Here is a 14,344-nt window from a genome sequence, read left to right on the forward strand (position 1 = left end):
CCCCTGAACGCCACGCCGCCATTCATGGTCCGCTGCTCTCCTGGTACGACCGGAACAAGCGCGACCTGCCCTGGCGCCGCACGCGCGACCCGTACGCCATCTGGCTCAGCGAGGTCATGCTCCAGCAGACCCAGGTGTCCACGGTCATCCCGTACTGGGAGCGTTTCCTCGCGCGCTTTCCCACGGTGAAGGCGCTGGCCTCGGCTCCCCTGGACGACGTGCTCTCCGGGTGGAAGGGGTTGGGCTACTACTCGCGCGCGCGCAACCTGCACCGCGCGGCGCAGGAGGTGGTGGAGCGCTTTGAAGGGAAGCTCCCCGCCACCGCGGAGGAGCTGCTCACCCTGCCCGGCTTCGGCCGCTACACCGCCGGGGCCGTGGCCTCCATCGCCTTTGGTGAAGAGGCACCCATCGTGGACGGCAACGTGGCCCGCGTGCTGTCGCGCCTCTTCGAGGTGGAGGGGCTGCCCGGGGACCGCGACCGCGAGGCCACGCTCTGGGCGCTGGCCTCCGCGCTGGTGAAGGGCCCCAGGCCCGGAGACTTCAACCAGGCGCTGATGGAGCACGGCGCCACGGTGTGCCGGCCGGAGTCTCCGCTGTGCCTGCTGTGCCCCGTGCGCGACGCGTGCATCGCGTTCAAGAAGGGCCGCGTGGACGAGCTGCCGCCGGCCAAGGTGCGTGCCGCGCCCCGCAAGCTGTTCCTGGCGCTGGCCGTGTGGCCGCACGCGGGCACGCTCCTCTTCGCACGCCGCGCGGACAAGGGCCTCTTCGGCGGCCTGTGGGAGCTGCCCGCCGTGGAGGTGGAAGAGGACACGCCGGAGGCCGAGGCGACGGAGCGGCTGGCGACGACGCTGGGGGCGCCGCTCACGCTGCTGGGTTCGCTGGACAGCGTGCGCCGGCAGCTCACCCACCGCGACCTCACGCTGCGGCTGTTGCGCGTGACGGGCGGCGCGCGGCCCACGAAGTCCGCCGCGTTCCAGGAGCTGCGCTGGTGCACGCCGCAGGAGGCGGAGGCGCTGGGCATGAGCACCGCGATGCAGCGCGCACTGGACGCGGCGCTGGGGCACGGCGTGATGGGTGGTGATGCAGTGCCCGCGAAAAAAGCTCCCGGCCGCTCCGCCAGGAAGGCGACCGGCCCCTGAAGCGTCTGGCGTCTTTCAACTGGCGGACCACGCGTACGGGCTCATTCCGCTGATGGATTTTCCGAGCGGAATGGCCCGTTGGTCCCTCAACACTTCGCGACCTGGGATGTCGCTCCGGCAACCCCGTACGCCCTGGGTCTCTTCCGTGATGCAGGGGCGCGGCCGAAGCTGCAGGTCGCCTTTTCCAGGAGGAATCCCCCATGGCCCGTCAGAACGCGCAGAAGTCGCAACCGAACCCGGCCCCCAAGGCCGCGCCGGAGCGGACCGAGGACAAGAAGCCGGTGGCCACGGCGAACGCGCCCACGAGCAAGAGCGCCGCGCCCACGCAGGAGCAGATTGCCCGCCGCGCCTATGAAATCTTCCAGGCCCGGGGCGGCACGCATGGCAACCCCGAGCAGGACTGGCACCAGGCCGAACGCGAGCTGCGGCTCGGCCGTCAGTAGTCCGCCGCGCTCCGCCCCGCCCGCGCTTTTCAGTGCGCGGGCGGCAGTCCCTGGAGGGACGGACGCTCGGACTCCAGCGCCTGCTTCAGCCGGCGCTGGGCCTGCTTCAGCTCCTCCAGGATGCGCTCCGCGTCCATCACCGAGCGCATCGCCAGGCCGCACGCGGGCGTCAGCAGCACCGTGGACAGCGCGCGCGCGAAGCCGATGCCGCCCGGCAGCGCCGCCTTCAGTGACGCCTCCACGGAGTCCGACAGCTCCTCCACCGAGTACGTGGACGCCAGGTCCGTGGGGATGACGCCCAGGCTCAGCGTGGCGCCGGAGTCCAGGAAGCGCTTGAGCGCGTCCGTCTCCTCCAGCATCGCGTCCAGCGACAACCTCACGTCCAGCGAGACGAGGTCCGCCTGCGCGTCCAGCAGCACGCCCCAGTCCGTGTTGCCGCAGCAGTGGATGCCCACGAGCGCGCCTTCGCGCTGCAGCGCCACCACCAGCAGCCGCAGCTCCTGCTGCGCCAACAGGTGCTGCGGATTCATCCGCACGTAGGCGTAGAGGCCGGGCTCATCCAGGTAGAACAGGGGCGTGGTGCCCGTGCGCTTGAGGGCGCGCACCATGGCCAGCGCGCGCACCATCACCAGCCGGTACAGCGCCGCGTCCAGGCCCGGCACCGCCAGCACCGGCTCCCCCGAGGCGGTGCGCACCACGGAGCGCACCGTGAAGGGGCCGGACAGCTGCGCCTTCGCGAAGGCGAGCTTGCGGTGCTCCACCTCCCAGAGGAACGGCTTCCACGCGCGGCACGCGTCCGCCGTGGGCTCGAAGGACTCCAGGTCTCCGGAGGCGAGCGCCGCCTCCAGCCGCTTCTCGAAGGCCTCGCGCCCCGCGTTCCACGCCTCCACGTCCACCGTGCAGACGCCGTCCTCGTCGAAGCGCAGGCCCGGCAGGCCCTCCAGCGCGGCCGGAATCATCAGCTCCGAGGGGTGCCCCACCGGCAGCTGCGGCAGGAACGGGATGTCCAGGGCGAGCGCGGCTTGCAGACCCAGTTCCACCTGGGTGTGCGGCAGGCTGCCAATGCCCGTCGTGGCACACGCGGGCAGGAGCTGGACGGCGCGACGGATGGTGGGCGAAGGCATGGCGGCAATCTAACCCGTCCGGCCAGGGGCGGCCGGACCTGATGGGGGGATTGTTCCCGGAGGAGGCGGCCTGAGAGGCTTGCGGACCATGCCCAGGCTCGTCCTCATCGGCGCCGAACAGTTCCCCCATCTGAGCGACGTGCTCCACCACGAGGCCCGGCGCGCGGACGCCCCGCTCACCGACATCTCCGTCGAAGCCTGGGGCACCTCCGCCACGCCGTGGGTGGAGGTGAAGGACGGCCGGCTCCGGGCCGGGCTGCTCGGCGCGGCTCCGTCCAGCGGCGCCGGAGACGACGCGTTGGGTCCGGAGGATGTCCTCTGGTGCCTCTTCGAGAAGCCCTTCCCCCCGACGCAAAGCCCCTACCTGGACACCGAGCACGAGGCCCTGCGGGACGGCTTCCACACCTGCTGCCCGGCGCGCTCCATCAACCGGCGGGGACTGCTCGCGCCGCTGTGGACGATGGCCGTCTGGCGGCTGCTCGCCCTGCGGCTGCCCGTGCGCCAGGAGGACTCCGTCCTGCGCGCGCCCCACTTCCACCTGGGGCCCTGCCCCGAGGACGGCAGGCGCTGGAAACCCTGGCCCCGCGAGGCCGAGTTCAGCCGGGCCGAGGTGTGGTGGACGGTGCCGGCCCCCGGCGCGCTGCATCTGGCCGTGGTGATGGGCTCGCGCGTGACGCTCTGGCCGCTGGAGGCCCCTGACGGCGGCGGCGTCCGTCCACCGCCAGGGCTGGAGGCGGACCTGCTCCAGTTGGCGGCCGCGTGTGGCGCGGACGTCCTGGAGGTCCTGCTGGTGCCGTCCACGGATTCCGGGGGCGACGCGGGCTGGACCGTCCTGCAGCTGTCCGCCCTGCCGGAGGAGCTGGAGACGCTGCTCGCGCGGGAGCACCCGGAGGCCCGGGCCCAGGTGGAGCACTTCGTCCGCTCGCTGCTGCAGGGCCAGGAGGTGGCGCGATGATCCTCGTGATGGGGCCGGTGGACGAATTGGTGACGGCCTTCTTCCTGGCGCACCTGACCGCCACGCGGCGCGAGTACGTCTTCGTGGACGAGCGCCATCTGGGCACCCAGGTCCACCTGGAGCTCGACTGGAGACCGGGACCGCCCGGGGCCGGGAAGCTCACCGGCGCGGTGCGCTTCCCGACGTGGAGCGTGCCGCTGGAGCAGGTGTCCGGCATCTTCTCGCGGCTGGGCACGGGCGGCATTGAACCGCCCCAGACGCCCGGGTCGCTCGCGCAGCGCGCCCACGCGGCGGCCTTGCTGGACCTGTTCCAGGGTCCGGTGGCCAATCGCGCCACCGCGATGCTGTCCAATGGCAGCAAGCCCTGCCAGTACGCCGCCATCCTCGCCGCGGGGCTGCGCGTGCCGGACACCCTGGCGGGCGGGGCGCCAGGGCACTGGGAGCGCTTCGCCCGGGGACTGGAGGGTGACCCCGTCATCAAGTCCGTGAGCGACGAGCGCTCCCTGGTGAAGCAGGTGTCGTGGGAAGAGGCCCGCGCCGCGATGCGGCCCGGCCACCCCCTGCCCCCGCACCAGTTCCAGCAGCGCATCCCGGGCACCAACGTCCGGGCCCACGTCGTGGGCGCGCGCGAGGTGCTGGCCTGCCGTGCGGAGTCGCTCGCGCTGGACTACCGGCACCCGGACATGACCGGCCACACGGTGCGGCTGCGCGCCATGGAGCTGCCCGCCCCCGTCGCCGACGCCTGCCGCCAGCTGTCACGCGCGCTCGGGCTGGAGCTGACCGGCATCGACCTCATCGAGCCGCCCGGAGGCTCCAACTCCCCGGCCGACTGGGTGTGCCTGGAGGTCAATACCTGCCCCGGCTTCATGTGGTTCGAGCAGCACTCAGGCCTGCCCATCGCCCGGGCCCTTGCGGATCATCTTCACCCTCCGTTAAGCTCCTCTTGCTGAAAAATTCCGGTCTCGCCGGATTTTCAGCTTCAACGAGGGGGAGTCACCATGGCGAAGCACGACATCGAGCAGGGTCTCATCACGTCGCAGGACCTCCCGAAGCTGGCGGAAGCGGGGCACGTGGAGGCGCCCGCGGTGGGCCGGAACCTCCAGGAGCTGCGGCAGGCGGTGCAGGACACGCTGGTCGGGCAGTGGTCGTTGATGGGGGTCATCGACACGGGCAAGAAGGCGTCCGACCTGGGCAAGAAGGCCGCGGACGCGCTCACGGACAAGGCCAAGAAGGACGAGGACGCGGCCACCCACCGTGAGAAGGACGCGCGTGACGAGGCCCACCGGAAGATGAACGAGGACAAGGCGAAGAAGAAGGGCAAGGAGGCCAGCGCCGCGCTCGGCGCCTCCGCGAACGCCTTCGCCAGCGCGCTGTCGGACCTGCGCGCCTGACGCTCCCGCAGCACCCGGGAAGGGTGCCCAGCAGGTCCCTTCCCGGCGCCTCACCCCGCGCGCTGCCGCGTCTGCCTCCGGTCAGGTCACGGAGAAATACGTCGCGCCCGGGTGGTGGAAGACGATGGCGGACACGCTCGCCTCGGGCTCCATCATGCAGCCGTCGGTGAGCTGCACGCCGATCTCCTCCGGCTTGAGCGCGGCGAAGAGCTTCGTCTGGTCCTCCAGGCGCGGGCACGCCGGGTAGCCGAACGAGTAGCGCTTGCCGGTGTACTCCGCGCGGAAGCGCTCCAGCATCGTCATGTCCGCGCGGTCCGGGAAGCCCCACATGCTGCGCAGCTGCGTGTGCAGCAGCTCCGCGTAGCCCTCCGCGGTCTCCAGCGCCAGCGCCTGCACCGCGTGCATCTTGAGGAACTCGCCCTTCGCCTTGAACCCTTCCGACAGCTCACGGATGCCCGCGCCCGCGGTGGTGACGAACAGCGAGAGCGCGTCCACCGGCTTGCCGTTCTCCAGCGGCTTCACGTAGTCCGCCAGGCACAGGCCGTTGTCCTTGTCCTGCCGGGGGAAGTCGAAGGACGTCACCTGCTCGCCCGTGGTGCCGTCGAAGAGGAGCACGCGGTCACCGTCGCTGGCCGCCTTGAAGAACTGGAACACCGAGCGCGCGTGCATCACGCCCCCGCGAAGCAGCGTCTTCAGCTCCTCCACGGCCTCCTTCAGCGCCAGCGCCTTGCGGCCCTCTTCCGTCTTCGCGAGGTCGGCTTCCGCCGGCGTGCCCAGCGCGCGCGACGACGTGCGCAGGCCCAGGTGGCGGCCGTAGAGCATCACCGGGTTGATGAACTTCCAGATGTGATCCAACGGCGTGTTGGTGAGCACGTGCCGCGCGAAGTCCGGCGCGGGCGGCACCGTGGCCAGCACCGGCACCTCCGTGCTGCGCGAGCGGCGCACCGGGGCGGCGGGCGCGGGCCGGTCCTTCGCCTCCTGCGCCAGCTTCAGGCGGCGCGCGGCCAGGTCGTCCCGCAGCTTCGCGTGCGCGCCCGGTTCCACAATCTGCTTCGCCAGCTCCAGGCCGTTCATCGCGTCCTGCGCGTAGGCCACGGTGCCGCCGCCGTAGGCCGGGGCGATGTTGCGGTCCACGAAGTTGCGGCTGAGCGCGGCGCCGCCCACCAGGATGGGCGTCTCCACACCGGCGCGCTTCAGGTCCTCCGCGGTGGCGACCATCTGGTGCGCGCTCTTCACCAAGAGGCCCGACAGGCCCAGGATGTCCGGGCGGTGTTCCTTCACCGCCAGCACCAGCTGCTCCGGCGGGACCTTGATGCCCAGGTTCACCACCTGGAAGCCGTTGTTGGCGAGGATGATCTCCACCAGGTTCTTGCCGATGTCGTGCACGTCCCCCTTCACCGTCGCGAGGACGATCTTCCCGCGCGACGCCGCCTGGGTCTGGCTCATGTGCGGCTCCAGGTGGCTCACCGCCGCCTTCATGGACTCCGCGCTCTGGAGCACCTCCGCGACGATGAGCTCGTTGGCGCCGAAGAGGCGGCCCACCTCGTCCATGCCCTTCATCAGCGGCCCGTTGATGATGTCCAGCGGCGCCATCTCCTTCATCGCCAGGTCCAGGTCCGCCGTCAGGCCGTCGCGCGTGCCCTCGATGATGTAGCGCTGCAGCCGTTCATTCAGCGGCAGCGTGCTCACCTGGGCGCGCGCGGGCTTGCGCTCGCGGAAGTGCGCCGCGAAGGGCGTCACCGGGTCCGCGCCCCGGTTGTAGATGAGGTCCTCGGAGAGCTTGCGCTCCTCCTCCGGCAGCGACGGGTAGCGCTCCAGCTTCTCCGAGTTGACGAGCGCCATGTCCAGGCCCGCCTGCACGCAGTGGTACAGGAACACGGAGTTGAGCACCTCGCGGCCCGCGGTGGGCAGGCCGAAGGACACGTTGCTGATGCCCAGCACCGTGCGGCACTGCGGGAAGCGCTGTTTGATGAGGCGCACGCCCTCGATCGTCTCCACGCCGCTGCCGGTGTACTGCGCGTCACCGGAGGCGCAGGGGAACACCAGCGGGTCGAAGTACAGGTCCTCCGGGCGCATGCCGTACTTCTGGGTGAGCAGCTCGAAGCTGCGCTCGGCCACGGCGAGCTTGCGGTCGCGCGTGACGGCCATGCCGACCTCGTCGATGCAGCCCACCACCAGCGCCGCGCCGAAGGCCTTCGCCAGCGGGACGACCTTCTCGAAGCGCTCCTCGCCGTCCTCCAGGTTGACGGAGTTGATGATGGCCTTGCCCTGGCAGTACGTGAGCGCCATGGCGATGACCTTCTCGTCCGTCGAGTCGATCATCAGCGGCACGCGCACCTTCTTGACCACCACCTCCAGGAAGTGGCGCATGTCCTCCAGCTCGTCCCGGTCCGGGTTCGCCAGGCAGATGTCGATGACCTGCGCCGCGCGCCGCACCTGGGCGCGGGCAATCTCCGACGCGTCGTCGAACGCACCCGCGACGATGAGCTCCTTGAACTTCTTGCTGCCGATGACGTTCGTGCGCTCGCCCACGATGATGGGGCGCTGCTCGTCCGTCACCTCCAGGTAGTCCACGCCGGACAGCGACGAGCGCGGCTTGGGCGTCTCCGTGCGCGGCTTGAGCCCCTTCACCATCGCGGCGAGCGACTCGATGTGGCCCGCGTGCGTGCCGCAACAGCCGCCCACCACGTTGAGCCAGCCGTTGTCACAGAAGCGCCGGAGCGACCGGGAGATCATCTCCGGCGACTCCAGATACTGACCGTTCTCATCCGGCAGGCCCGCGTTGGGCACGCACGACACCGGGAACGGGCTCATGGAGGACAGCGAGCGGATGTGGTCCGTCATGAAGTCCGGACCCGTGGCGCAGTTGAGGCCCAGGTACAAAAGGTCCGTGTGCTCCAGCGACGTGGCCAGGCTCTCCACGGACTGGCCCGCGAGCATCGTGCCCATGGGCTCAATCGTGCCGGACACCGCCACCGGCAGCTTCCAGCCCAGCTTCTTGAAGGCCCGGTCGATGCCCAGGAGCGCCGCCTTCACGTTGCGCGTGTCCTGCGCCGTCTCCACCAGCAGGTAGTCGGAGCCGCCGATGGCCAGCCCCTCCGCCTGCACGGCGAAGTTGTCCACCAGCTCCTCGAAGGTGATGCCGCCCGTGACGCTGATGGCCTTGGTGGTGGGGCCAATGGAGCCCGCCACCCAGCGCATCCGCCCGTCCTTCGCCTCCGCGGCCTTGGCGGCGTTGAGCGCCAGGCGGGACGCGGCGATGTTGATCTCCATCGCCTTGTGGCCCAGGTCGAACTCCGCCAGCACCACCGGCGTGCCGCCGAAGCTGTCCGTCTCCGTCACGTCCGCGCCCGCGGCGAAGTACTTCGCGTGGATGCCTTCAATGACGTCCGGACGGGTGAGGACCAGGTGCTCGTTGCAGCCCTCGTACTCCGCGCCGCCGAAGTCCGCCGCGACCAGGTGATGGCCTTGCAAGAGCGTGCCCATGGCGCCATCCAGCACCAGGATGCGCTCGCGCATCGCGGCCTTCAGCGCCTCCACGCGCTGGCCGTGCTCCCCGGGCGGAAGCGGCAGGGGGTGGGCGATGTGGCTCGTCATGACGGTTTGACTCCGGTCAGCAGGAAGACGCGGAAGGGGCTGGCCCCGTCGCGCGCGTGCGTCTCGCGGGTGAACGACGTGAAACCGGCCTCGCGAAGGGCCGCTTCCAGGACTTCGGGCGCGAAGCCCAGGTGCCGGTGCCCCAACCGGTCCAGCACCCACTTCTCTTCGTGCGGCAAGAGCTCCAACACCACCAGCCGGCCGCCCGGCTTGAGCAGCCGCGCGGCCTCCGCCACCACCGCCGCCGGCGCCTCCACGTGGTGGAGGCTCTGCGAAATCACCACCAGGTCCATGCACCCGCCCTTGAGCGACAGCCGGTGCAGGTCCTCGCGCAGGAACGTGATGTTCTTCAGTTCGTCACGCGCGGCCAGGGTTCGAGCCTGGGACAGCGCGTCCTCGCTCTGGTCGATGGCCCACACGTGCCGCGCCCACCGCGCCATGGCCCGGCTGAACACCCCCGTGCCGCAGCCGAAGTCCGCCACGTCCAACGGTGGCAACAGCGACGCCAGCGCCCCCGCCCAGAGGAACCAGGACTGGCCGGGCTCCAACAGCCGCTCGTTGAGCGCCTGCCGGTCCTCCCGCGCGCGCAGCAAGTCACTGAGCCGCGCGGAGTCCCCCGCCGCGTCCTCCGCCTCGCGCGCCAGCCGGACGAGCGGCCAGCGCGAGTCATCCGACTCCAGCGCCAGCGAGTAGTACGTGAAGCCCGCCTGCCGCTCCTCGCGGATGAGCCCCAGCCCCTTCAGCTTCGACAGGTGGTGCGACACCGAGGACTGCGCCACCCCCACCAGCGACACGAGTTCCGTGACGTTCAGCGGCGCCTGGGCCACCAAGCGCAGGATGCGCAGCCGCGTCGTGTCACCCAGGACACGGAAGGATTGGGAGAGGACGTCCATATCGAGCCATCAACATATATCGATACCCTGACACGGCCACAATGGCCCCGGCAACGCATTGCGTTGCCTTGGGTCGTACCCATCCCGTAAAAATCCGCCATGGCTCCCTCCTCGACGTTGCACTCCCTGCTCGAAGGCAAGCGGTTTGGACTGGTCCTCTCCGCCGGCTACTTCGGGTTCTACGGCCATGCGGGTTTCCTCAAGGGGCTGCACGCCTCCGGGCTGAAGCCCCACGCGTACGCGGGCACGTCCGCGGGCGGGATGGTGGCGGCGTACGCGGCGGCGGGCATGCCGCTGCCGGCATTGGAGGAGCTGGTGCTGAGCCAGACGCGCGCCAACTTCTGGGACCCGGACCCCCTGGGCGCGGTGCTGAACGTGGCGTCGCAGGGGCACGGCTTCACGGGCCTGCTCAAGGGCGAGCGCTTCCGGCGCCTGCTGGAGTCCACGCTGCCGGTGTCCACCTTCGAGGACCTGCCGCACCCGCTCTTGCTCACCGCCGCGAACCTCACCCACGGCACGCACCAGGTGTTCACCACGGGGGAGCTGGCCCCGCGCGTCCACGCCACCTGCGCGTACCCGGGCCTCTTCCGCGCCGTGCCCCTGGACGGCCAGCTGTTCTGGGACGGCGGCCTGGTGGACAAGGCGCCCGCGCTGTCGCTCCAGGAGAGCGCCATTGGCAAGGACCTGGACGCCATCCTCGTGCACTTCCTGCCCAGCCGGACGCGCAAGGTGGTGGGCGGCCCCATGGCCTATCCCCAGGGCCTGGCGGCCGGCTCCGCCGCGCTGAGGCGCGACCACTTCCGGCTCCAGCTCACCGTGCTCCAGACGCGCAACGTGCCCGTCTACGTCGTCGTCTCCAACCTGCCCCCGGTGTCACCCGCCACGCTGGAGCGCGGCTTCGACGCGCTGGATCAGGCCCGGCTGTCCGCCGAGCGCGCCCTGGCCCGGCCCCCGGTGCCCTTCGAAGGAACCACCTGAAGCGCCTTCACACGCCCGCCCGGTTCAACAGGAGCTGAATAAACCAACAGGATAGAAATAGCAGAATAGCCAGATTTGAATGACAGACCGGCGTGGCATGGTGGGGATGCTGTCCATCCCGGAGGAAGTCCATGCTGAAGTCGACGCTGTCCCCGCTCCGCCTGCGTGGCGCGGTCATGGCTGTGTCCCTGCTGGCGTTGGCCCCCGCTGCTGGCGCCGCCCCCTCGCTGACGCCGCGCACGCTGCTGGCGAAGCCCACGGGGCGGGAGCTGCCCGCGGGGACGTTCGTGGAGCGGCTGGTGGTGAAGTTCCACGAGGGCAGCCACGTGCGCCTGCGCGACAACGCGCTGCGCGCCCTCGCCTCTGAACGCAGCGCGGGTGAGCGGGAGCTGTTGTCCGGCCTGCGCCTGGACTCCGCGCGCGTGGAGGCGGACCTGGCGGAGGTGGTGGCGCTGCTGGACCGCGCGCCGCGCATCGGGGCGCTGGACCGGGTGTTCCAGGCGGAAGAAGCCGCGCTGGACGCGAGCAAGCTGTCCGGTGAGAAGACGAGCGGCGAGCAGCTGGCGGACCTGAACCTGTACTTCGAAGTTCCGCTCTTGCCCGGCACCACCGCGGACACCGTGGCGGACCTGGTGGCGGCGCTCAACCGCGTGGCCAGCGTGGAGACGGCCTATGCGGCGCCGCCTCCGGAGCCGGCGATGGTGAACTTCGCGATGGAGGCGGGGCTGCGCGCGCTCCTGTCCGCGGCGGACCTGCCGCCCACCACGCCGGCGTACCAGTCCGCGCAGGGCTACCTGGGCGCTGCGCCCGCCGGCATCAACGCGACCTACGCGTGGACGCAGACGGGCGGCCGGGGCACCAACGTGAAGATCGTGGACATCGAGGGTGGCTGGCGCACCACGCACGAGGACTTCCCCTCGTTCTTCCGCGTGGGCGGCACGCAGTACAACGACCTGGGCTGGCGCAACCACGGCACCGCGGTGCTGGGTGAAATCGTGGGCGCGAACAACAGCTACGGCGTGACGGGCATCGCCAGCGCGGCCACGCCGGGCGTGGAGGCCATTGGCGCGCAGAGCACCGCGAGCGCCATCACCAACGCGGCGGCGGCGGTGGGCGCGGGCGGCGTCATCCTCATCGAGCTGCACGCGGGCGGCCCGGCGGACGGCACGGCCTGCACGTGCAACACGTCCCAGTGCAACTACATCGCGATGGAGTACTGGCAGGACAACTACGACGCCATCCGCAACGCCACAGCCAACGGCGTCGTCGTGGTGGAGGCGGCGGGCAACGGCAGCGCGAACCTGGACGCGGCGGCCTACGGCGGCCGGTTCAACCCGGCCACGCGCGACTCGGGCGCCATCCTGGTGGGCGCCAGCACCTCCACCACGCGCGTGCCCATGTGCTGGACCAACTTCGGCCAGCGCGTGAACGTGCACGCCTGGGGTGAGAAGGTCGTCACCACCGGCTACGGCGACCGCTTCGGCAGCGGCTACGGCGAGGACCAGTACTACACGTCCACCTTCAGCGGCACCTCCAGCGCGTCGCCCATCGTCGTGGGCGCCGCCGTCAGCGCCCAGGGCGTGGCGAAGGCCAACGGCCGGCTGCTGACGTCCGTGCAGATGCGCGGCCTGCTGCGCAACAACGGCACGGCGCAGGCGGCGGACTCGCGGCAGATTGGCCCGCTGCCGGACCTGGCCAAGGCCCTGCCCAAGGTCATCTCCGGCAACTACTGACCTGACCTCCAAGGCCGCGTGACCTCCACACGCGGCCACGCGGCCCTCCGTGCCTTCGGGTACGGAGGGCCGTTGTTTTTCTCAGCGCCCGCTGTAGCGGCGGTGGTCCACCATCAGGCAGCGGTCCTGCACCACGCGGATGCCGGCGGCGGCCAGCCGCTTCGCCGCGGCGTCGTTGCGGATGCCGGACTGGAACCACACCGCCTTGGGCTTCTTCGCGATGATGTCGTCCACGTGCTGATCAATGTCGCCGGGCCGGCGGAACACGTCCACCAGGTCGATGTCGCCCGGGATGTCCACGAGCTTCCGGTACACGGGCTTGCCCAGGATCACCTTCGCGTCCGGGTAGTAGACGGGCACCGGCACCACGTCCACGCCCGCCTTCGCCAGGTACTCCGGCACGTAGTACGCGGGCTGCGCGGAGTGGTCCTCCGTCTTGATGCCCAGCACCGCCACCCTCTTCGCTTCCTGCACCACGTGCTTCACACCGGCTTCGGTCTCGATGAGGTACTCGTCGTGGCTCATGGCCCTTCCTCCTGGAGCGCTTCCGCCTGGGACTCGGTGGTGAGCGTGAGCGTCGTGCCCGCCTCCACCGCCTTCACCTTCAGCAGGCGGCGCACCGGGATGAACCGGGCCCACGTCACCACCTGCTCGCCTTCACACGTCAGGCCCTTCGCGAGTTCCGGCGAACCGGCCTCCGCCCACGCGGCGCGCAGCTCCGCCGGGGCCTTGGGGGGCAGCGCGTCCAGGCACTGGAGCGTCATCACCACCGCGTCGCCAAACGCCGTGAGCCGCGTCCCCTGCACCGTGCGCTCCAGGATGAAGGCGCGCTCCTGGCCGTTCACGTCCACGGAGTCCACGGCCCAGGTGCGCTGGCCCTCCACCAGGTTGCGCTGGAGCAGCCCCGCGTACTTCGCCTCCCACTCGCGGCGCGTGCGGATCTCCAGCGCCTCCGGGGAGAAGAAGCGCTCGACTTCCGGAAGGCCCGGAACGCCGGTGGCCTCGGGCGCCACCTGCCGCAGCGCCTCCTGCGCGGCCTCCGCGCCCACCAGCTTCACGAAGGTGCCGTCCGCGGCCAGCTGCAGGCGCAGCGTGAAGCGCTCCAGCACGGCGCCGGACAGCGACGGGACGTCCTGCCCGTCATGCGCCTGGCGCGGGGTGCGCACGGACTGGGTCACGCGCCAGCCGCCGTCGGACGGGGTGAAGCGCGTCTCCGTGGTGAAGGCCGCCTCGTCGCGCACCTCGCGCTGGCCCTCGCGCTGGAGGGTGCGGGTGGCGCGCACGGATTCGGTGAGCAGGCGGTCCACGGGGGGTTTGAAGTCCAGACGCACCGGCGGCGGCAGCCCCGGCGCGGGGTTGAGCGGCGGATACCGGGACGTGCACCCGGTGCCCAGGGACAGCAGCAGACAGCTCCACAGAAGGCCCGTACGCATGCGCTCGCGAACGCTGGCAGAAAGCCAGGGCGCCCGCGAGCGTCTTGCAACGTCCTTCTGTGGAGTGTCGGCGCGAGGGCGACACTACGGGTGGCGCGTCTCGCCCTCGGAGGCACCCTCGATGCGGTCGCGGCCGATGTTGCGCCGGTCGCGGTCCACGCCGTCGTCGTCCTTCAGACCATTCATGGCGAAGCGGCGCTCGGCCTCCGCCAGGTCGCGCAGCACGTGCTCACGCAGCATGTACTCGGTCTGTGGCAGGGACTTGAGGATGTTGATGATGTCGACCGGGGCCTCGTTGTCCGCGGCGGCCTCGACGAGTTCCTCGCGCGTCGCCGGGTACTCCACCCCATCCAGGTGCGGGGTGATGGAGCGCGAGGGATCCTCCGCCTTTCCGTAAGCCATCGTGTCTTCCACCTTTCTTGCGCCCGGAGCTTCCAGTGCCCGGGCGGCCATCCACGCCTCAACGTGGGGATGACGCCCGCTCCGGGCCACCCTGCTCATCCGCCACCTCCTCTGACGCCGGGCAGGCAGGGGACCGGCCGTCCTGCCCGGGACGGCTTCGGGTTAGAGTCCCCCCGCGCCAACGCCCGCCGGAGTGTCTTTCGCCCGATGTCCGCCGCCTCCCTGCTCGCCGCCTGGCTCACGCTCGCCAGCCCCC

The 14,344-nt window shown here is 70.9% G+C and carries 13 protein-coding genes; 7 read left to right on the plus strand and 6 right to left on the minus strand.

Annotation, left to right across the window (positions count from 1 at the left end; translation table 11 throughout):
- A partial coding sequence (gene mutY, locus D7X55_RS22575; protein ID WP_121724149.1) for an A/G-specific adenine glycosylase occupies positions 1–1,139 on the plus strand: 1,139 nt, incomplete at its 5' end.
- A 200-nt stretch (positions 1,140–1,339) separates the two neighbouring features.
- Positions 1,340–1,582: a DUF2934 domain-containing protein gene (locus D7X55_RS22580; protein ID WP_120551518.1), complete on the plus strand. Its 243-nt coding sequence runs from the start codon at positions 1,340–1,342 to the stop codon at positions 1,580–1,582.
- Between the two features lie 29 nt (positions 1,583–1,611).
- Here the strand turns inward: D7X55_RS22580 and D7X55_RS22585 are convergent, their stop codons facing one another.
- A complete protein-coding gene (locus D7X55_RS22585) occupies positions 1,612–2,706 on the minus strand; it encodes a hypothetical protein (RefSeq protein ID WP_120551517.1) in 1,095 nt (364 codons plus the stop codon).
- A gap of 88 nt (positions 2,707–2,794) precedes the next feature.
- Here D7X55_RS22585 and D7X55_RS22590 point away from each other — a divergent pair, with 88 nt between their 5' ends.
- Genes D7X55_RS22590 through D7X55_RS22600 form a run of 3 tightly spaced genes read left to right on the plus strand, consistent with a single transcriptional unit; the run spans position 2,795 to position 5,052 of the window.
- The gene (locus D7X55_RS22590; RefSeq protein WP_120551516.1) at positions 2,795–3,661 is read left to right on the plus strand and encodes a hypothetical protein; all 867 of its coding nucleotides are present in this window, start codon (positions 2,795–2,797) and stop codon (positions 3,659–3,661) included.
- Entirely contained in the window at positions 3,658–4,611 is a 954-nt protein-coding gene (locus D7X55_RS22595) for a RimK family alpha-L-glutamate ligase (RefSeq protein WP_120551515.1), read from the plus strand. Before D7X55_RS22590 ends, D7X55_RS22595 begins: the two co-directional genes overlap by 4 nt.
- 48 nt (positions 4,612–4,659) lie before the next feature.
- The gene (locus D7X55_RS22600; RefSeq protein ID WP_120551514.1) at positions 4,660–5,052 is read left to right on the plus strand and encodes a hypothetical protein; all 393 of its coding nucleotides are present in this window, start codon (positions 4,660–4,662) and stop codon (positions 5,050–5,052) included.
- An 81-nt stretch (positions 5,053–5,133) separates the two neighbouring features.
- Here D7X55_RS22600 and metH read toward each other — a convergent pair whose 3' ends face one another.
- Both metH and D7X55_RS22610 read right to left on the minus strand, forming a co-directional pair.
- Positions 5,134–8,649, minus strand: coding sequence for a methionine synthase (gene metH / locus D7X55_RS22605; RefSeq protein ID WP_121724150.1), 3,516 nt, complete (start codon positions 8,647–8,649; stop codon positions 5,134–5,136).
- Positions 8,646–9,542: a metalloregulator ArsR/SmtB family transcription factor gene (locus tag D7X55_RS22610; RefSeq protein WP_120551512.1), complete on the minus strand. Its 897-nt coding sequence runs from the start codon at positions 9,540–9,542 to the stop codon at positions 8,646–8,648. The genes metH and D7X55_RS22610 overlap by 4 nt, the downstream gene beginning before the upstream one ends.
- A gap of 99 nt (positions 9,543–9,641) precedes the next feature.
- Between D7X55_RS22610 and D7X55_RS22615 the strand changes: the two genes are divergently transcribed.
- Positions 9,642–10,520, plus strand: a complete 879-nt coding sequence (locus tag D7X55_RS22615) for a patatin-like phospholipase family protein (RefSeq protein WP_121724151.1) — start codon at positions 9,642–9,644, stop codon at positions 10,518–10,520.
- A 131-nt stretch (positions 10,521–10,651) separates the two neighbouring features.
- The gene (locus tag D7X55_RS22620) at positions 10,652–12,253 is read left to right on the plus strand and encodes a S8 family peptidase (RefSeq protein WP_121724152.1); all 1,602 of its coding nucleotides are present in this window, start codon (positions 10,652–10,654) and stop codon (positions 12,251–12,253) included.
- 81 nt (positions 12,254–12,334) lie between these two features.
- On the opposite strand, the gene D7X55_RS22625 is transcribed toward D7X55_RS22620, so the two are convergent.
- From D7X55_RS22625 to D7X55_RS22635, 3 genes are all read right to left on the minus strand, one after another.
- Positions 12,335–12,778: a CoA-binding protein gene (locus tag D7X55_RS22625; protein ID WP_120551509.1), complete on the minus strand. Its 444-nt coding sequence runs from the start codon at positions 12,776–12,778 to the stop codon at positions 12,335–12,337.
- Positions 12,775–13,686, minus strand: coding sequence for a hypothetical protein (locus tag D7X55_RS22630; protein ID WP_120551508.1), 912 nt, complete (start codon positions 13,684–13,686; stop codon positions 12,775–12,777). Before D7X55_RS22630 ends, D7X55_RS22625 begins: the two co-directional genes overlap by 4 nt.
- Positions 13,687–13,770: 84 nt before the next feature.
- Positions 13,771–14,088 (minus strand): DUF2795 domain-containing protein, encoded by a 318-nt coding sequence (locus D7X55_RS22635; RefSeq protein ID WP_120551507.1) that lies wholly within the window; start codon positions 14,086–14,088, stop codon positions 13,771–13,773.
- Positions 14,089–14,344 lie beyond the last annotated feature (256 nt).

This window comes from Corallococcus sp. AB049A (genome assembly GCF_003668885.1).
GTDB classification, from domain to species: domain Bacteria; phylum Myxococcota; class Myxococcia; order Myxococcales; family Myxococcaceae; genus Corallococcus; species Corallococcus interemptor.

What these genes read in the sequence shown, in the direction of transcription:
- D7X55_RS22600 (WP_120551514.1), top strand. Translation starts at nt 4,660, where the DNA reads ATGGCGAAGCACGACATCGAGCAGGGTCTCATCACGTCGCAGGACCTC.
- D7X55_RS22610 (WP_120551512.1), bottom strand. Translation starts at nt 9,542, where the DNA reads ATGGACGTCCTCTCCCAATCCTTCCGTGTCCTGGGTGACACGACGCGG.
- D7X55_RS22635 (WP_120551507.1), bottom strand. Translation starts at nt 14,088, where the DNA reads ATGGCTTACGGAAAGGCGGAGGATCCCTCGCGCTCCATCACCCCGCAC.
- metH (WP_121724150.1), bottom strand. Translation starts at nt 8,649, where the DNA reads ATGACGAGCCACATCGCCCACCCCCTGCCGCTTCCGCCCGGGGAGCAC.
- D7X55_RS22585 (WP_120551517.1), bottom strand. Translation starts at nt 2,706, where the DNA reads ATGCCTTCGCCCACCATCCGTCGCGCCGTCCAGCTCCTGCCCGCGTGT.
- D7X55_RS22630 (WP_120551508.1), bottom strand. Translation starts at nt 13,686, where the DNA reads ATGCGTACGGGCCTTCTGTGGAGCTGTCTGCTGCTGTCCCTGGGCACC.
- D7X55_RS22615 (WP_121724151.1), top strand. Translation starts at nt 9,642, where the DNA reads ATGGCTCCCTCCTCGACGTTGCACTCCCTGCTCGAAGGCAAGCGGTTT.
- D7X55_RS22620 (WP_121724152.1), top strand. Translation starts at nt 10,652, where the DNA reads ATGCTGAAGTCGACGCTGTCCCCGCTCCGCCTGCGTGGCGCGGTCATG.
- D7X55_RS22580 (WP_120551518.1), top strand. Translation starts at nt 1,340, where the DNA reads ATGGCCCGTCAGAACGCGCAGAAGTCGCAACCGAACCCGGCCCCCAAG.
- D7X55_RS22625 (WP_120551509.1), bottom strand. Translation starts at nt 12,778, where the DNA reads ATGAGCCACGACGAGTACCTCATCGAGACCGAAGCCGGTGTGAAGCAC.
- D7X55_RS22590 (WP_120551516.1), top strand. Translation starts at nt 2,795, where the DNA reads ATGCCCAGGCTCGTCCTCATCGGCGCCGAACAGTTCCCCCATCTGAGC.
- D7X55_RS22595 (WP_120551515.1), top strand. Translation starts at nt 3,658, where the DNA reads ATGATCCTCGTGATGGGGCCGGTGGACGAATTGGTGACGGCCTTCTTC.